The 19,058-nt window shown below is 47.8% G+C and carries 14 protein-coding genes and 2 riboswitches; of the genes, 4 read left to right on the forward strand and 10 right to left on the reverse strand.

The window, feature by feature from the left end; genetic code table 11:
* Positions 1-82 precede the first annotated feature (82 nt).
* Positions 83-331 (forward strand): cysteine-rich CWC family protein, encoded by a 249-nt coding sequence (locus JNUCC31_RS07270; RefSeq protein ID WP_192270076.1) that lies wholly within the window; start codon positions 83-85, stop codon positions 329-331.
* Positions 332-383: 52 nt separating this feature from the next.
* Here the strand turns inward: JNUCC31_RS07270 and JNUCC31_RS07275 are convergent, their stop codons facing one another.
* From JNUCC31_RS07275 to gcvH, 5 genes are all read right to left on the reverse strand, one after another.
* On the reverse strand, positions 384-1,535 hold the full coding sequence (locus JNUCC31_RS07275) for a mannitol-1-phosphate 5-dehydrogenase (RefSeq protein WP_192270078.1): 1,152 nt from the start codon (positions 1,533-1,535) through the stop codon (positions 384-386).
* Positions 1,532-1,966 (reverse strand): PTS mannitol transporter subunit IIA, encoded by a 435-nt coding sequence (locus JNUCC31_RS07280; protein ID WP_192270080.1) that lies wholly within the window; start codon positions 1,964-1,966, stop codon positions 1,532-1,534. The genes JNUCC31_RS07275 and JNUCC31_RS07280 overlap by 4 nt, the downstream gene beginning before the upstream one ends.
* On the reverse strand, positions 1,963-4,068 hold the full coding sequence (locus tag JNUCC31_RS07285; protein ID WP_192270082.1) for a BglG family transcription antiterminator: 2,106 nt from the start codon (positions 4,066-4,068) through the stop codon (positions 1,963-1,965). The genes JNUCC31_RS07280 and JNUCC31_RS07285 overlap by 4 nt, the downstream gene beginning before the upstream one ends.
* Entirely contained in the window at positions 4,068-5,534 is a 1,467-nt protein-coding gene (locus JNUCC31_RS07290; RefSeq protein ID WP_192270084.1) for a PTS mannitol transporter subunit IIBC, read from the reverse strand. The genes JNUCC31_RS07285 and JNUCC31_RS07290 overlap by 1 nt, the downstream gene beginning before the upstream one ends.
* Positions 5,535-6,048: 514 nt before the next feature.
* Entirely contained in the window at positions 6,049-6,438 is a 390-nt protein-coding gene (gene gcvH, locus JNUCC31_RS07295; protein WP_192270086.1) for a glycine cleavage system protein GcvH, read from the reverse strand.
* A gap of 346 nt (positions 6,439-6,784) precedes the next feature.
* A riboswitch (glycine riboswitch) is annotated at positions 6,785-6,907 on the forward strand.
* Between the two features lie 3 nt (positions 6,908-6,910).
* A riboswitch (glycine riboswitch) is annotated at positions 6,911-7,011 on the forward strand.
* A gap of 198 nt (positions 7,012-7,209) precedes the next feature.
* Between gcvH and gcvT the strand changes: the two genes are divergently transcribed.
* The 3 genes from gcvT to gcvPB all read left to right on the forward strand — a co-directional run bounded on the left by gcvT (position 7,210) and on the right by gcvPB (position 11,281).
* Positions 7,210-8,346 carry a glycine cleavage system aminomethyltransferase GcvT gene (gene gcvT, locus JNUCC31_RS07300; RefSeq protein WP_192270088.1) on the forward strand — a complete coding sequence of 379 codons (1,137 nt, stop codon included), beginning with the start codon at positions 7,210-7,212 and terminating at the stop codon, positions 8,344-8,346.
* A complete protein-coding gene (gcvPA, locus tag JNUCC31_RS07305; RefSeq protein ID WP_192270090.1) occupies positions 8,343-9,698 on the forward strand; it encodes an aminomethyl-transferring glycine dehydrogenase subunit GcvPA in 1,356 nt (451 codons plus the stop codon). The genes gcvT and gcvPA overlap by 4 nt, the downstream gene beginning before the upstream one ends.
* A gap of 104 nt (positions 9,699-9,802) precedes the next feature.
* The gene (gcvPB, locus tag JNUCC31_RS07310; protein ID WP_192272840.1) at positions 9,803-11,281 is read left to right on the forward strand and encodes an aminomethyl-transferring glycine dehydrogenase subunit GcvPB; all 1,479 of its coding nucleotides are present in this window, start codon (positions 9,803-9,805) and stop codon (positions 11,279-11,281) included.
* Between the two features lie 805 nt (positions 11,282-12,086).
* Here gcvPB and ptsP read toward each other — a convergent pair.
* The 5 genes from ptsP to floT form a co-directional block, all read right to left on the reverse strand.
* Positions 12,087-13,799 (reverse strand): phosphoenolpyruvate--protein phosphotransferase, encoded by a 1,713-nt coding sequence (gene ptsP / locus JNUCC31_RS07315; protein ID WP_192272841.1) that lies wholly within the window; start codon positions 13,797-13,799, stop codon positions 12,087-12,089.
* On the reverse strand, positions 13,792-14,067 hold the full coding sequence (locus JNUCC31_RS07320; protein ID WP_024633102.1) for an HPr family phosphocarrier protein: 276 nt from the start codon (positions 14,065-14,067) through the stop codon (positions 13,792-13,794). Before JNUCC31_RS07320 ends, ptsP begins: the two co-directional genes overlap by 8 nt.
* Before the next feature lie 77 nt (positions 14,068-14,144).
* Complete coding sequence (gene ptsG, locus JNUCC31_RS07325; protein WP_192270091.1) at positions 14,145-16,199, reverse strand: glucose-specific PTS transporter subunit IIBC; 2,055 nt, start codon at positions 16,197-16,199, stop codon at positions 14,145-14,147.
* A 288-nt stretch (positions 16,200-16,487) separates the two neighbouring features.
* A complete protein-coding gene (gene glcT / locus JNUCC31_RS07330) occupies positions 16,488-17,342 on the reverse strand; it encodes a glucose PTS transporter transcription antiterminator GlcT (protein WP_192270092.1) in 855 nt (284 codons plus the stop codon).
* A gap of 166 nt (positions 17,343-17,508) precedes the next feature.
* Positions 17,509-19,056: a flotillin lipid rafts scaffold protein FloT gene (gene floT / locus JNUCC31_RS07335; RefSeq protein ID WP_192270093.1), complete on the reverse strand. Its 1,548-nt coding sequence runs from the start codon at positions 19,054-19,056 to the stop codon at positions 17,509-17,511.
* Positions 19,057-19,058 lie beyond the last annotated feature (2 nt).

Here is a 19,058-nt window from a genome sequence, read left to right on the forward strand (position 1 = left end):
TATAATAGGTTGAGTCAGTATACAGTAATTAGCCTATCGATCGTTAGTGGTTAACTATTCACAAGGGGGAAGGAAGACCCGTATGTCTATTGAGCAAGATACAAAGAAGGTGACACCAGAAGTCCTTGTATGTCCTTTATGCGGTGAAGCTAATGGCTGTTCCTATGCAGCAGGCCGTCCTCACTCAGAATGCTGGTGTAACGAAGCCGTGTTCCCAGAAGGGGTATTTGACCGCATTCCAGCAGAACAACGCAGGAAGTTCTGTATATGTAAGACATGTCTGGATACGTATAAAAAGAAAGCAGAACAAGAAGAAGAGCCCCACAGTTAACCCTGTGAGGCTCTTCCTCTGTCCATATTACGTTGTATTGGAATGAACATTGTTACTTTTTCATTTGATGATAGTGCTCTACAGCCTGCTTCAGTACAGGATGGCTCTCTTCCATGGACGTATACTGGCTAAGTGCTGCTTCAATCCCTTTTTGCTGGATCGTAGTCTGAAGTTCCACCGCTTCCGGGTCTTCGGGAATATCAAACTTGCAGGCAGCTGCCATTCCCATCGCCAGATGCGTTGTCTCCGTTCCATACTCGTAAGCCTGGAGAGCCGGACGAACCAGGCGGTCATTCGGGGACAATTTCCGCAGCGGTGAACGTCCTACACGAGTTACCTCATCCGTCAGATGCGGGTTAACGAAGCGCTCCAATATTTTGGCAATGTACAGCTGGTGATCATCCGCATTGAATCCAAAACGCTTCACCAAAACTGCCCCGGTTTCCTGCAAGGCCCCATATACAATAGATTTGACTTTTTCATCGGCAATAGCCTTCTGAATTGTATCAAACCCGTTCTCATATCCAATATAGGCGGCAATACAGTGTCCAGTATTTACGGTAAACAGCTTCCGTTCGATATAAGGCTCCAGATCATCAACATACATTACACCCTCAACCGGTTTGAACGCAGGAGCCATTTGTGAACGGTCAACGACCCATTCATAGAAAGGCTCTACCTGTACATGCAACGGATCTTCATGATGCTGAATCGGTACAATCCGGTCTACGGCTGAATCTGGAAAGTATACGTACTGATCAGCAAGTTTGCGGATATGCTCATCCAGCAAGCCATATACATGTTCTTTCAACTGAGTGCTGGCTCCGATTGCATTTTCACAGGCAATAATGTGAAGAGGCTCGAAGACATCCCCCGTCCCCAGTCTGGCCGTAAGACCTTTGGCTATACCGGGAGCAATATGTTTCAGTATGCCTACACCCACTGCGGTTGTGATCAGTTCAGCTTCTGCAACATTTTGAGCAACGGTATCCAGATTGGTTCCATCGATTGCGCTCACACCAGTGACGTTCTCCAGATCCTTGGCCTCGTTAGCCAGTTCAACGGTGTACTCTCCGCGCTGCTGTAAAGCCGTAACCAGCTCCTGATTAACGTCCGAGAATACTACCTTGTATCCTGCACGGGACAGGATCAAACCGATGAAGCCACGTCCAATGTTACCTGCTCCAAAGTGAAGGGCCTTCATAGTTCCATTTCACTTTCCAAAATGGTGATGACTTCTTCGGCAGTTTTGGCCTGACGCAGTGCTTCCATATTCTCTTCCTCCGCACAGATCACTGCAATGCTGGTCAAAATCTCCATATGTTCCCCGCCCTGAGCGGCGATACCGATCACCATATATGCTTTTTCTTCCCCAAAATCAACACCCTGCGGGAACTGGATCACCGATATACCTGTGGACAGGATAAAGGATTTGGATTCCTTCGTGCCGTGTGGAATTGCAAGTCCATTTCCGACATACGTGGAGACAATTTCTTCACGCTCCAGCATTTTGTCAATGTATTCAGCGGTGATATGACCTGCGTCTTTCAAAATCTGACCTGCCATGCGAATCGCTTCATATTTGTCCTGAGCCGTTGCATTCATGATGACTTTATCTTTCGTTAACACACTCATGTTTGTATACCTCCAATTTCGATTTTGCTGCGGTAAAATCCCGCAAGCTCTCGGGATAAATAATGAATAAGATCATCCCGGTTCCCTTTTTCAAGTAATGCAATCATTTCTTCCTGTAACAGCAGCGCACTGATCTCACTTAGTACCTCCAAGCTTTCCTTGGACAACTCTCTGGGCCCAAGCATCAAGAGCACGTGACTGACACCTGCCGGGTCTTCGGGGGTACGCAGAAGCGGCTCTGACAACTGGAAGAGCGTGATCGAAGGCCTGTAAATGCCATCACTGCGTGTATGGAACAGCGCGAGCGAAGTCCCCGGAATTTTCTGGCTTCCAACTGCTTCACGCTCCTCCAGCAGCCTGGCAATCTCTTCTGGGTTATTCAACACACCGGATTGATGCAACACGTTGCACATGGCGTTGGCCGTTTCATAAAATCCAATCTCCTGATTATCCAGCGGGAACACCTGAAATTTACCAATAATCTGCACGATTTCAATCAGTGTAGCCTCCAGTCCAACCGGATCGGCGATACGGCCTGTTGTCCTTGAAACCGCTTCAGGTGGGGGACTATGTTCCCGCTGAAGCGTCGTTGTCCTGATGAAATGCCTTAAGCGTTCACTCTCTTCTGCTGTCAGCAGTGGGCTTACCTTGTAGTATTGATGTTTATCCATTGGCAGATCGACTGTAGAGAGAACCAGATCATATTCCGCCTTCGGTATACGAGCTGCTTCATACCATGACACGCTGTCCACAATTCGAATTTCGGGAATTTCCTTGGACAGACGGCTCGATAACATCCGTGAAGATCCGATCCCGCTGGTACAGACGACGACAGCCCTGACTTCACGCTTTAGTACCCGCAGCCGTTCAATGGAAGCACCGAAGTGCATCACCAGAAATCCAATCTCCTCATCTGGCACATCCGTATTGGGCCAAGCCAGTTGGACCGCTTCTTTCACATCCTCAAACAATGATTCATAATCCTTGCGGATTTGCTGAAGCAATGGATTACGGATGTGCTGACGTCCCTCCATGCGTTCCAGCACCGGCTCCATATGGGCAATCAGACCTTCACGGAGCAGACGATCCTCATGGAACAAATAATGGGTCTTCTCCTGCATCCGATCTGTGAGGGAACGAACCATATCGAGTAAGACCAAATCGTCTATAGGCAGCAGACGCGAGGAATGAATTGATTGCTCAATTTCAATCAGCAACCTGTGAAAATAGGCCTGTTCCTCTTTGGCAAACTCAAGTCCAAGCTGGGCAGACAGAACACCGCACAAGCGGGAAGCCAAGTATTCCGGTACCTTCTTCTCGCCATCCAGCAGATATCCGCCGTTCTTATTGTCCTGATGAAGACTCCGCCCAATGCCAAAGCCTTTGCGGATACGAACAACCGCTACGGACAATTGAATCAACAGCTTCATGTATTGCCGCTCCGGGATATTTTCTAACCAATCGATATCCGGTTGCCACAACGCATTTTCTATTGTAAGTACATCCTTATGCCCTATCATTCCCAGAAGTTTGCTGTTTACCTTGGAGACTCCCTGCTCCACATGTCTTCCGAACAGATCGGATTCATCCAAGTATTCAAGAGCGAGCGCAGATATAGCCATGCGATGTGCTATTTCGCTTCCATTGATCTTGACCCCATATCCGCGCCTGCGAACCAGCTTCAATCCCGCCTGGAGAATACGTGGTTCAAGGTCATCCAGATCATTGCTTGCCGTAGACACAGTAACCTTCAGATCTGAGGCCAGTGCTAGCAACTTCACAGGCTCAGCTTCATCCAGCAGAATACAAAGCATGAAGAGTTTACGCTCTTCGGGCGTAAACTCCACATATTCGTTCAGCTCAAGTTGTTGTCGCAATACAGCCAGATCATCGGAACCGGGATCGATTCGGACCCCGGTTCCCGATTTTTTTTCCAATTTCATGCCAAGGGGCTCAAGCCACTGTTCAATCATCTGCAACTCCCGATGTACGGTACGGGTACTCACTTTGACCGCAACAGCTATTTCGCCAGCAGTTACCTCATGCGGGTGCTCCAGCAGGAACTCCACGATTTCACGCTGTCTCCTTGTAATATTGCTCATCAGGAGTCGGATTTGAGGCGCTCCACCAGTGCCTCATATTCAGGACTCTTCAGGAAGTTATCGATGGAAATATGCTCTGCATTTGGAGCCACCGTTTTGGCCCGCTCTGTCAATGTTTTCTGTGTGATGACAATGTCGGCATCTTGCGGAATTTCACTGATTGCCGTGTTGGTTACAGCGACATCCACACCGGCTGCCTTCATTTTCTTCCGCAGAATCGAAGCTCCCATGGCACTCGAACCCATACCTGCATCACAGGAGAATACAATTTTATTGATATCCGTTTTTACTGCCGAAGAAGCAATATCGGCTGCACGGTCAGCTTCCCGATTGTCTTTATCAACGGTGAGGTTACCCGTTTTGCCCTGGTTTTTCATATCCTTCATACGGTTAGAAGCACTATCCAGATCTTCGTCGTCCTTCTGTTTACCTGTTTTGAGCAGTACGGATGCCACAAGGAAGGAGATAATCGCAGCTACAGCTACCCCTGCCAGCATGCCAAGATATCCACCCTTAGGTGTTAACAACGAGTAGGCAATAATACTTCCCGGTGACGGTGCTGAAACCAAACCAGCTCCTGTCAGCATGAAGGTCAATGTACCTGCTACACCACCAGCCATCGCAGCCAGAATCAGTATCGGTCTCATCAGAATGTAAGGAAAATAAATCTCGTGAATCCCGCCAAAGAAATGGATAATTACAGCACCTGGAGCAGAAGATTTAGCTGACCCCCGACCAAAGAAGCAGTAGGCCAGCAAAATGCCGAGTCCAGGTCCTGGATTGGATTCAAGCATGAATAAAACGGATTGACCCAGTTCTCTTGCTTGATCTGTACCAATCGGTGTCAAAATCCCATGGTTGATGGCATTGTTCAGGAATAATACTTTTCCTGGCTCAATGATCAGATTGACCAGCGGGAGAAGACCGGCATTCATCAAGGTTTCTACCCCGGCCGATAACACCTTGCTAATTGCTTCAACGAAAGGACCGATGCCTTTAAGGGCCAGAAGGGCCAAAATCCCACCAATAATACCAGCGGAGAAGTTGTTAACCAGCATCTCAAATCCGGATTTGATTTTGCCCTCGACAGCCTTGTCAAATTTCTTAATGACCCAGGCTCCCAATGGTCCGGCAATCATGGCACCAAGAAACATCGGAATGTCACTGCCCACAATCACCCCGATGGTCATAATCGCACCGACTACACCACCACGTTGGCCGTGTACCATGGTACCGCCTGTGTAACCGATCAACAAAGGCAGCAAATATTTGATCATTGGATCAACCAGCAATGCAAAATCTGCGTTAGGGAACCATCCTTTTGGAATGAACAATGCCGTAATCAGACCCCAGGCGATAAATGCACCCATGTTCGGCATAACCATACCGCTCAGGAAACGTCCAAACTTCTGAACGCCGACCCGTATTCCTCCGCTTTTTTCGGATTTTGCGTCCACTGAACTCATATCGAAAACCTCCTCAACATATTAAACCTTCATTCTACTGAATTTTTGACAATGATGATGATCCAGACGAACAAGGTATAAATCTGAAATAAATCTTCATTTCACAAACATATCGTAAATGAAAACGGTATCTTCCACAACGAAATGAAAACCTACTTCCGTCATGAACGTTGATGACAAGATTTAAATTTGAAGGTTTGTCCGATTGATTTATCCTTTTAGCTGAAATGAATCTGTCATATTCCCTTTCATGTATCATTCCCACGAATAACCCCATTTTAATGACGTGTAAAATGTAAATATATGCCACGCCCATGCTGCGCGAATAACGGAAAAAAGGCGCAACTGCTCATCCTGTTTCAGATGAAGCAATTGCGCCTAAACTATGGTCAAATCATCAGTATCACTAACTGCACATATTTCAATGGATTACTCTTTTCACGTTAAACGGGCGTTCGTATCAAGCTCTAGCTTAGCTCTTCACCCTGGAATCGTAAAATAATGTAAAATAATATTATTCCGTGTGTTTACGATATGCGTCCGCATTCATCAATGTGGACAGTGCTGCTGTCAGATCGCCCTCAACACGGATCTCAATCATCCAGCCTTCCTCATATGGAGAGTTATTAACTAGCTCCGGGGAATCCTGCAATGCGTCATTCACAGCCACAATGGTTCCACTTACAGGAGAAAACAAATCCGAAACGGTTTTGACGGATTCAATCGTTCCAATGCTGTCTTCTGCCTTTACATCCGATTCAAGGTCAGGCAATTCAACAAACACAATGTCACCCAGCTGATGCTGCGCGAACTCGGTAATGCCAATACGTACGGTATCCTCCCCTACGGTCTGCACCCATTCGTGCTCTTCACTGTACAGGAAATCACTTTTCAATTCGCTCATCGATATCCGCCTCGCTTTTCATTAATGAGTGCATGCGCTTCTTTGACCTTAACCTTTTTCCCAGAACATAGCGTATGATATTTCCCAATCAAATGTCAAGATACCTTACAAATTATTTGATTTTCTTTCTTATATGCCTGTAACTCAAATGAACACTCCCTACATATAATGGTGAATATTAGAAAAGTAAGCGCACTCTTTAAAAATATACGAACATTATAATTTAAATTAATAATATCATTCGGATTTTTTCTCAATTTCTATGATATCGTTCTTGACATCAATAGTCGATTCAGGCTTTAATGAGAGTAGTAAATGTGTTTATTGGTCTATGCAATGCCCGCGGATGAATGTAAAGGGAGAGATTACCCTTGACACCCGAATCAGGGTGTACATGCGGTAACGCCGAAGGAGTAAACCACCGACAAGCGGAGGTGAATCTCTCAGGCAAAAGGACTTTTACGGGACGCAACTCTGGAGAGCATCTATTCGCCCTGTGTGGGCGTTACGATCACCCAAGGGGAAACCTGCTGCATCATGCGGCGGGGTAACTCTCAGGTACCAAGGACAGAGCCTAAGAATACAGCGTGCTTCTGGCATGCCTATTCTTTGGCCTGTCCTTTTCCTTTTTCCCAAAAAAAACGAAAACAGGTTATAGAGCGGCACTGCCTATAGCGTCTTCACCTTACTTTTATAATAAAAGTTGATGCCAGATTCATTGCTCCACGGTTATACACTCGGCCGGTTGACGGCCCATAACGAGGTGATTGGATGTCCGATTTGCTTAGAACCCCACTCTTTCCACTCTATCAGCAATATGAAGGCGTACGATGCATTGATTTTGGCGGCTGGGAGCTCCCGGTACAATTCAGCGGAATTCAGAAAGAACATGAAGCGGTGCGAGAACGTGCCGGACTGTTTGATGTATCCCACATGGGTGAATTCACTGTCCAAGGGGAACACGCGGAAGCTTTTCTACAGCACATGACCACCAATGATGTAACAACACTCGTTACCGGTCAAGCCCAATACACGTTAATGTGTTATCCGGATGGCGGCGTGGTCGATGATCTGCTGATCTATAAACTGAAAGACCAGCATTATATGCTAGTGGTTAACGCCTCCAACATCGACAAGGACTGGGCATGGCTGCAGCAGCACATGATGCCAGGCGTAACAATGACCAATGATTCAAATCAGACGGCGCTCCTTGCTCTGCAAGGTCCGCTAGCAGTGGACATTCTCGGGACGGTGACAGATACCGATGTGTCTTCGATAGAGCCCTTCCGTTTTGTGTTGAATGCGGAGGTATGTGGGGTTACATTGCTGTTATCCCGCACCGGATATACCGGTGAAGACGGCTTTGAGCTCTATGTTCCTGCCGAACAGGCCGCTGCGGTCTGGAATGGATTGATGCAGGCGGGAGAAGGTCATGGACTTGTCCCGGCAGGACTGGGTGCCCGGGATACGCTGCGCTTTGAAGCCAAGCTTCCCCTGTATGGGCAGGAATTGTCTGCAACCATTTCGCCGCTGGAGGCTGGTGTGGGCATGTTTGTGAAGCTGAATGCCGAACCTTTTATCGGACATGAAGCCTTATTGCGACAAAAAAATGACGGGCCTGTCCGCAAGCTGGTCGGTATCGAAGTACTGGAGCGCGGCATTCCCCGCCCCCATTATCCGATTTACGCCGAAGGCGCACAGATTGGTGAAGTGACTACAGGCACCCAATCGCCTACGCTGAAACGCAATCTGGGGCTGGCCTTGATTGACAGCAAATATGCTGCACTGGGTACCCCACTGGAGATTGAGATTCGCGGCAAGAAATTGAAAGCCGAGGTTGTGAAGACCCCTTTTCATAAACGGACACGTGCACCAAAGACACCTACTCAAGGAGCTGATCAAGCATGAGCAAGCACCGCTACATTCCCATGACTGAGCAGGATCAGAGTGCCATGTTGGCAACCATCGGTGTGGAAACGATGGAGGATCTGTTCCATGACATTCCACAGGAGATTCGCTATCAGGGCGAACTGCCTGTTTCCTCCAAACTCGATGAATATGCACTGACACGTCATATGTCGAAGCAGGCGGGAGCGAATGCCAACTTCGAGACACACGCCAGCTTCCTGGGCGCAGGCATTTACGATCACCACGTGCCCTCTGTCATTAATCATGTCATTTCCCGTTCCGAGTTCTACACTGCCTATACGCCCTATCAACCCGAGATCAGCCAAGGAGAATTGCAGGCGATTTTCGAGTTTCAATCTTACATCTGTGAGTTAACAGGCATGGCTGTAGCCAATGCCAGCATGTACGATGGTGCAACTGCATTTGCGGAAGCAGGCAATCTGGCCGCAGCGGCAACCCGCCGCAAACAGCTGATTGTATCGCGTACCGTGCACCCCGAATCCCGTCAGGTATTGCAAGCTTATGCACACGGCCTCAATTTGGAGATTGTTGAGATCGGGTACCAAAATGGTGTAACAGACTGGGATGCCCTGCAAGCTGCCGTGTCCGATGACACCGCAGCCGTTATGATTCAGAGCCCGAACTTCTTCGGCGCCGTGGAAAATGTAAAACAGGCCGCAGACCTGGCGCATGCGCACAAGGGTCTGCTCGTGGTCAGTGCCAACCCGCTGTCGCTGGGTCTGCTGGAAGCCCCAGGCAAGCTGGGTGCTGACATCGTCGTTGGCGACGCGCAGCCTCTTGGCATCGCCGCTTCACTCGGCGGTCCAACATGCGGATATTTTGCCGTATCCCAGGCTCATATGCGCCGGATTCCTGGCCGAATTGTAGGCCAGACCACGGACCGCAACGGCAAGCGTGGCTTTGTACTCACGCTGCAAGCACGGGAACAGCATATTCGCCGTGAAAAGGCGACGTCCAACATCTGTTCCAACCAGGCTTTACTCGCGCTGAGCGCCTCTGTCTATATGTCCATTATGGGTAAACAAGGCATGATCGACGTCGCTGATTTGAATTTGCAAAAGAGTCATTATGCCCTTAACACGCTTACCGCAATTCCAGGGGTTTCTCTTACGTTTACTGCACCTACCTTCAATGAGTTTGTTGTCCAACTGCCTGAAGGAACGAATGTGGATGCCCTGCAACTGAAATTGCTCGATGCAGGTTACATTGGCGGCTATGAGCTTGGACGCGATTATCCAGAGCTCGCCGGACATATGCTCATCGCCGTTACTGAACGACGCAGCAAGGAAGAGATCGACGAATTCGCACGTGTAATGGAGGGATCGCTGTGACTCAAGAAACGACAACAAAGACAACGACGACAACTTCAGCAACAGGCCACTCGGAAACAGTAACCTCAGTCTCCACTTCGGGCCAAACTGAAACAGTTACGAACATCTCTGCCCAAGCTGCCTCTCCAGCACCGGAGCAATCATTGATCTTTGAACTCAGCAGTCTGGGTCGGGTCGCGTATTCCTTGCCAGAATGTGACGTTCCCCGGCAAGCTGTCGATTCGCTGATTCCCCGGGAAATGCTGCGGTCGGAAGCAGCAGCGTTGCCTGAGGTTTTTGAAGTGGACGTCATTCGTCACTACACTGCCCTCTCCCGTCGCAACTTCGGGGTAGATAACGGATTCTATCCACTTGGCTCTTGTACGATGAAATATAATCCGAAGATTAATGAGGATGTCGCCCGTTATAACGGATTCGCGAAAATCCATCCATATCAGCACGAATCCAGCATTCAGGGTGCACTTGAACTACTCTACACGTTGCAAAATGACCTTGCAGGCTTGACGGGCATGGATGCTGTTACGCTGCAACCTGCTGCTGGTGCACATGGCGAATGGACCGGGCTCATGATGATCCGTGCCTACCATGAAGGTCGTGGTGAACAGCGCACCAAAGTCATCGTACCGGATTCTTCTCATGGCACCAACCCGGCAAGTGCAACCGTAGCAGGTTTCGAAACGGTAACGATACCATCCCGCGCAGACGGTCTGGTAGATCTGGAGGCACTTCGCGCAGCTGTTGGTTCGGATACCGCAGCGCTGATGCTGACCAACCCGAACACACTCGGACTTTTTGAAAAAGACATTCAGGAGATTGCCTCCATCGTGCACCAGGCTGGTGGCTTGCTGTACTACGATGGAGCCAACTCCAACGCCATTATGGGTATTACCCGTCCTGGCGATATGGGCTTCGACGTAGTGCATCTGAACTTGCATAAAACGATGAGTACTCCGCACGGCGGAGGTGGACCTGGGGCCGGCCCGGTGGGCGTGAAGAGCCGCTTGATTCCGTTTTTGCCAAAACCGATGGTCATCAAAACGGATGAGGGTATGTATGCATTCGATCGCGAAGGGGATCAATCCATTGGCAGGGTCAAAGCGTATTACGGCAATTTCGGTATTCTGGTGCGTGCCTATGCCTACATTCGTACCTATGGACCAGAAGGCTTGCGCCGGGTATCGGAATGTGCGGTGCTCAACGCCAACTACATGATGGCACGTCTTGCTCCTTACTACGAGATTCCGTATCCAGGCGTGTGCAAACATGAATTCGTGATGTCTGGCCGGGGATTAAAACAGTATGGTGTACGCACACTGGACGTCGCCAAACGTTTGCTTGATTTTGGATATCACCCGCCAACCGTGTACTTCCCGCTGAACGTTGAGGAGTGCATCATGATCGAGCCGACGGAAACCGAGAGCAAAGAAACACTTGATGGGTTCATCGATACGATGATTCGCATTGCCAAGGAAGCAGAAGAGACCCCTGAACTGGTACTCAATGCCCCTTATGGCACACCGGTTACCCGTCTGGATGAAACTACAGCAGCCCGTAAGCCTGTTCTGAACTGCGCTTGCAGTTAATCAAATCATTGTTCTCACGAAAGCTCTTGCTGATAATTCCAATCAGCAAGAGCTTTTCGAGTTGACTCCTCTTTACTAATGTCACGGTTCCTGCTCATCTTCATCCTATTAGTGCCTGTCTCATGTTCAGGCAAGCTATGCTCCGATGTATACCAGCGTCCAGGTCTGGAAGCCCGGACTTTCGGATGCCTGCGACGGATAGCCTGTGACGGATAGTACCAAGCCAGAAAATGTTCTAACGAACCCAGGATGTCTTATTTGACCTCCGCAGGCGACTCTTTCAATTCTTAGAAACATCAGACACGTTATTTCTCTAAATACCCTCACAAAAATGCTAATAATGGCTGTAGATTCCGACATAGCGTGTATCAGGTTCTTTAGATATCTGCAGGTACTTCAAATCCCGGAATAAGATGTCACAGATTCCTTTGCACTAAGCACCTATTACTGAAAGCTTCCCCCCAGTGCTAATCTCTTAGCTTTTATCCCTTAGCTTTCCTCTCTTAGTTCTTTGCACTTTCGCTTATGAAGTACGCATCACTCTCCTACTGAAGAACGCAACCTCGTATTTCAGAATATAGCGCATTTGTTTACTTTAACCACGTTCAGTCGCCCTTCAGTTCTCAGACCGAGGTTTAAAGACAGTTTGATTACACACTAGAGTCCGAATCACATTGTCCTGTTTATCACAAAAAAAGCCGATATCCACAATGAATCGCGGATACCGGCAAAACCGCTGCACGACTGCAGCACTTTATCGGAAAAAGAAACCCTTAAAATCGGGTGGAAACCCCATAAAATTACATTACGCTTGAATGCTTTGAACCAATTCAACAACTTGTTCAGCCGTTTGCATATCCAGAGCTTTGGCAGCCAGTTCCTGCATATCCGCACGGGACAGCTTGGTGATCTGACTGCGAGCTGGCAGAATGGAGGTTGCGCTCATGCTGAACTCATCCAATCCAAGACCAAGCAGCAATGGAATTGCTGTTGCGTCTCCAGCCATCTCTCCGCACATGCCAGCCCACTTCCCTTCACGATGCGCTGCATCGATTACCATCTTAACCAAACGCAAAATGGCAGGGTTGTAAGGTTGGTACAGATAGGAGACACGCTCATTCATACGGTCAGCAGCCATGGTGTATTGAATCAGATCGTTCGTTCCGATACTGAAGAAATCAACTTCTTTGGCGAATTGATCCGCAAGAACTGCAGTCGAAGGAATTTCGACCATGATGCCCAGTTGGATGCTGTCTGATACCGCAATACCTTCAGCTACCAGTTTTTCCTTCTCTTCGAGCAGGACTGCCTTCGCTTCACGGAATTCGCCCAGTGTTGCGATCATTGGGAACATGACACGCAGGTTACCATGTACGCTTGCACGCAACAAGGCACGCAATTGTGTACGGAAAATATCCTGACGGTCCAGGCACAGACGAATTGCACGGAAGCCGAGGAATGGATTCATTTCTTTTGGCAGATCCAGATATGGAAGCTCTTTGTCTCCACCGATGTCGAGTGTACGAACGACAACAGGTTTGCCCTCCATTTTTTCCAGTACCGCTTTGTAAGCATTGTACTGAATGTCTTCGGAAGGGAGCTTGTCTCTGCCCATGTACAGGAATTCGGTACGGTACAGACCTACTGCCTCGCCGCCATTCTCCAGAACACCAGTTACATCATTCGGTGTACCGATGTTGGCTGCAAGTTCAACATGAACGTTGTCCACTGTTACGGTTGGTTCGTCACGCAGTTTTCTCCACTCGGCACGTTGTGCATCATACTGCTCCTGTTTGGAACGATACTCCGCAATGACCTCATCCGTTGGATTAACCAAAACATGACCATCCAGACCGTCAACGATAATCATATCGCCTTGTTTGGCTTGAGCCAGAATGTCCTTGGTACCCACAACAGCCGGGATTTCAAGAGAACGAGCCATGATTGCCGAGTGAGAAGTACGTCCACCAATGTTGGTAGCAAAACCTTTAACATATTGACGGTTCAATTGAGCTGTGTCGGAAGGCGTCAGATCCTCAGCAAGCACGATCACTTCTTCACTGATCTCAGCCGGACTCATGAAGTCGATACCAAGCAAGTGATTCAGCACACGTTTGGTAACGTCACGCATGTCAGCCGCACGTTCCTGCAGGTATGCACTCTTCATGTTCTCGAACATGGAGATAAATTGCGATGCGGTCTCGTTCAATGCGAATTCTGCATTAACCTTCTCATCAGCAATTTTCGCTTTAACCGGATCAATAAGTTCCGGGTCATTCAGAATGAGCAAATGCGAAGCAAAAATTTCAGCTTTTTTCTCGCCAAGCTCTTGTAAAGTACGCTCTTTGATCGCCTCCAGCTCAGCCTGGGACTTGCCCAGCGCTGAGTCGAGTTTTGCGATCTCTGCGTCAACGTCGTTGATTTGGCGTTTTTCTACAGAGTAGTCGGGATGCTCCAAGATAAACGCCTTGGCGATAGCAATACCCGCCGAAGCCGCGATCCCGGAGACATTAAGCATTAATTTCGCCCAGCCCTTCGTTAACCATAACATCAGTCAGCGCTTGAAGAGCTTCCGCTTCGCCTTCACCTTCAACGATGATGTTGATGGTATCGCCTTGTTCCAGACCGAGGGAAAGTACGCCCAGGATGGATTTCAATGTTACTTTTTTGCCGTTAGCTTCTGCAAAGGATTCTGCACCTTTAAATTTGTTTGCTGTATTAACCAGGGCTGTCGCCGGACGTGCGTGGATACCATCTTCGTCTGTAATTCTGAATGTTTGTTGCATTACAATCATCTCACTTTCAGTAATTTAGTTTAGGCATTGCATATATTAACACTTGCTTGCCATAAGGATAACACTTCTTATTTTATCTCAATAATTGGCTGATCGCCAACTTTGAGCACACCACTCTTCTTGAGGGTGACAGTTGATCCTTCTGGCAGGTTGGTGAAGATGACTGGTGAAATGATCGAAGGAGCGTTAGCTTTGACATACTCCAGATCGACTTCCATGATCGGTTGACCTGCCGATACCAGATCACCTTCCTGTACAAGCACGTTAAAGCCTTGACCTTTCAGCTTCACCGTGTTGACACCTATATGAACAAGCACTTCCTTGCCACCGTCGGACATAATACCTACGGCATGTTTGCTTGGAAATACGTTAAACACTTTACCATACACCGGCGATGTAATGGTACCATCATGTGGCAGAACAGCGAAACCGTCACCTGTCATTTTTTCAGCAAAAACCGGGTCAGGCACGTTTGTGATATCCATCAATTCACCATTTACTGGCATGACGATATCTTCGGCAATAATGCGCTCACCTTCTGCTCCCTGTGCCTTCTCCTCTTCAGGAGTTGGTGTGACATCAGCGGCTGGTGTCGGTGCCGGGGTTCGTCCTGCAATGATATCCTGCATCTGCGATTTGATTGTATCTGAACGTGTACCGAAGATGGCCTGTACATTATTACCCACTTCCAGTACGCCAGATGCACCCAATTGTTTTAAACGATCTTTATTAACATTGGATTTCTCATTCACTTCAATCCGCAAACGAGTAATACATGCATCCAGATGTTTGATATTCTCCTGTCCACCGAAGGCGGCAAGGATATTGTGTGGCAGCTCATCCGTTGATCCTGAACTTCCACCGGAAGATGTCTCAGGTGTAGCCTCTTCACGTCCTGGTGTTTTGAGGTTGAATTTGCGAATGATGAACCTGAAACCGAAGTAATAGATCACCGCAAGAATCAAACCTACGATAATAACATCCCACCAAGGTGTGCGATTCGGAATGATCCCGAAGATCAGGAAGTCAATGAATCCACCGGAGAACGTCATCCCGATTTTGACGCCAAGAATTTGCATCGTCATGAAAGACAAACCTGCAAAGATACAGTGTACTGCAAACAATACGGGTGCCACAAACAGGAACGAGAATTCAAGAGGTTCTGTAATCCCTGTAAGGAACGATGTCAGCGCAGCTGAACCCATGATCCCTGCAACATATTTTTTATGCTCCGGTCTTGCTTCATGGTACATCGCAAGTGCAGCAGCTGGCAAACCGAACATCATGAACGGGAATTTACCAACTTGGAACGTTCCCGCTGTAAGGTTCACACCATCACGCAGTTGATTGAAGAAGATTTGCTGGTCCCCACGTATGACGTCCCCAGCCTTGTTCACATATTCTCCGAACTCAAACCAGAATGGAGAGTAGAAAATATGATGAAGACCGAACGGAATCAATGACCGTTCCACGACTCCGAAAATGAATGCCGACAATGTCGGACTTGTATCTACCATGAAGTGAGATACGGCATTCAATCCATTTTGAATCGGAGGCCAGATAATCACCAGAAGCAACCCGATTAAGAGGGAAACGACTGAAGTGATGATCGGCACAAAACGTTTACCTGCGAAGAAACCCAGGTAAGAAGGCAACTCGATTTTGAAAAACCGATTGTAACATAGCGCGGCGGCAATACCTATGATAATACCTCCGAACACGCCTGTACTCAATGTAGGGATGCCCAGAATACTGGCATAACCCGGTACTTCACCAATCATAGCCGGTGTAACGCCAACGGCAGTACCCAATGTGACGTTCATAACCAGATAACCGATGATTGCCGCAAGACCTGCTACGCCTTCGCCTCCGGCTAAGCCGACGGCTACACCGACGGCAAACAGCAATGCCAGATTATCAAATACGATCTGACCCGCGTTCATCATGATCGTGGCAATTGAATTCACCCAAGGAGTGTCAAGTGCCGTTGCATATTGCAGAAAGTCCGGATTCACAAGCATGTTACCAATTCCGAGCAACAAACCTGCGGCTGGCAGAATCGCCACCGGCAACATAAGTGCCTTACCTACTCTTTGCAATACACCAAAAAGCTTTTTAAACATCGCTTCGTATTCACCCTTTCGTCTAAGATTATATGTCGTGATGCAAGCAAGGGGAAAAACAAAAAAGGCATGAATTAATAAAGTGAACTGTGCCAACCTTCGGGTATAGCATACCCTGTATAAGGTAAGAACAATCACACTCTAATAACTCATGCCTGATCGAATCAGTAACACGTCGCTTATGTTTATTCAGTTGCTTGATTACGGAACCATTGTAGCACCACTTCAAATTCAGTGCAAGCCTTTACACAAAAATTCTTAAATTGGAATTCCACCTGTGGAAATATTTCACTTGTTGTCTTCTTCTTTCCTTTGATTCAGACGCTGCAAATGAATCGTCAGATACCCCACTTCGGCAGGATATACCGGAAGATTCAGTCTCTTCTCCATTACTTTCGTCAGTTTCCATGCAAGCGAGTACATTTCAGGGTATTCCAACTTCAACAGAGAATCCAATTTATGGAGTTCTTCGACTTTGTCTCCCCGACGTACACGCTCAAGGGCAAAACGAAGATGAGTCAACAAACGGGAGTAATCGAGAGATTCCGTTTCAAATGAATAGTCGAGTTGGTCAGAAACCAAATTCACCAAATCGGTGATCAATTGGGAATGTTCACGCACCTGAGTTATGTTCTGATTGGTCATTGCACTGTAAATATGGAGTGCGATAAAGCCAATCTCGTCTAATCCCAAGTCTACGCTCATTTTCTCCTTGATCAGTCGGACAGCGTACTCTCCCATCCGATATTCATCTGGATATATCTCACGGGTTTCATATAGAAAAGGATTCTGAATGACAATTCCCTGTTCCTTGCGTTTTAAAGCAAAAGAAATATGATCAGTCAAAGCAATATGAATATGCTCGTTGAGTGGAACGTCCGTACGCTCTGCAATATACGTAATGACTTCGTTAATAATCTCGATCAACGCCTCATCCACCTGTGGAAGAAGCTGTTTGTACTGCTCTTGCTCCTGCTGATTTCTCAAAATGAACATCTTTTCCACAGCCATCAGTGGAATAATGTCATTGGTTTTCCGGTTGAAGCCGATGCCTTTACCAATCACGACGACTTCCCCGTGGTCAGGATGCTGTGCAATAATTACATTATTATTTAGCGCTTTGTTTACATGCAGGCTACTCAATGTTTGCACCTCTTTTTTTCACACCATCATAGGCATGATTCACTCACACCCTAGTAAAAACGAAAAGACATCCGGAGCGGGCAAATCGCGCCGGACGTCTCGCTTAAAAAGTAACAAAAATTCGCCTTAAGGTCAATAGAGCACGAGTGCATGATGAGACCATCTCTTACTCGTCAACGCCAGCTCTTTCCACAATCTTATCGATTATGGACGGTGTGGTTACAGGCTCACTTTGCTGTATGGCAACAGGTGCTGATGTTTTGGGTTTGGTCAGTCCTTTGATTAATTGCTCCACATCAATACCGGAGACGCTCTTGAGCATCTCTGGAGCCGTAGCCATGAGTTCGGTTACGTAGTTGCTTACACGTGCTGCACCCTCACCTTTACCTGTATCCACAACAGTAAGTTTATCAATCGCCGAGATCGGCTCCGCAATTTTACCAGCAAGTTCAGGCAGCATTTTGACGATGATGTCGAGTATTGCAGCTTCGCCAAACTTCTGGAATGCTTCAGCCAGCTTCTCCTTCGCTTCCGCTTCTGCAAGTCCTCTCAGACGAATAACTTCTGCATCCGCTGTACCTTTGGCACGTTCCGCATCTGCCATGGCCTGACCCTCAAGTCGTTTTTGCTCAGCTGTTGCTTTGGCATGCGTTTCAATGGAGTACTGTACTGCCTCCGCCTCACGCATTCTTTTGGTTCTATCCGCTTCGGCAGCCTGCTCCACCGCATAACGATCGGCTTCTGCCTTTTTCTTCACTTCAGCATCATATTGCTTCTCACGTACGATAATTTCTTTCTCTTGCAGATCAATCTCACGTTCTTTACGAACAAGTTCAACCTTCATCTCTTCTTCCACAACGGTTTGTCTCGCACGTGCTTCGTGGATATGGTACGCCTGATCGGCTTCCGCTTTCGCCGTATCCTGATCCCGTTTAAACGTCGCTACTTTCAGTTCCTTCTCTTTGGCAGCTTCAGCGATATTCGTATCACGCAGCAACTCGGCTTTTTGCCCCTGTTCTTCCGCATTGGCCTTCTGAATACGTGCATCCCGCATCGCTTCCGCTTCCGCAATTTCAGCATCCCGCTTGACAGCTGCTATTCTCGGTTTACCGAGGGCATCCAGATAGCCTTGTTTATCACGAACATCTTTGATGGTAAAAGAGACAATTTGCAGCCCCATTTTTTTCAAATCTCTGGCAGCTACACCTTGAACCTCTTGCGCGAAGCGATCCCGGTTACGGTATACTTCTTCCACCGTCATCGTTCCGAGGATGGCCCGCAAATGCCCCTCCAGAACTTCCTGTGCTTCGCCTCTCAACGATTCAACAGGCTTACCAATAAATTGCTCGGCTGCAGTGGCCACGTCTTCTACAGAGCTTCCAACCTTGATAATGGCGACACCATCGGCAATGACCGGCACACCCTGTTCCGTATATACTTCTGGTGTAGAGACGTCCAGCTTATGGGACAACAGCGAGATAAACTCAGATTGCTGGAACACGGGCAAAATAAATGCACCGCCGCCACGAACAATTTTAATTTTGCGACCAGAGTCATCATCGGAAATGTTCTTGCTCCCCAAGAATGAACCCGTGACGATCATCGCTTCATCCGGTCCAACCGTTTTGTACCTCGCCCAGAAAGCCAAACCAAGAATCAGAATTACACCGACTACAATTGCAGGAATTAACAACACATCCCAATCTAAATTCATTC

The organism is Paenibacillus sp. JNUCC-31 (assembly GCF_014844075.1).
GTDB lineage: Bacteria > Bacillota > Bacilli > Paenibacillales > Paenibacillaceae > Paenibacillus.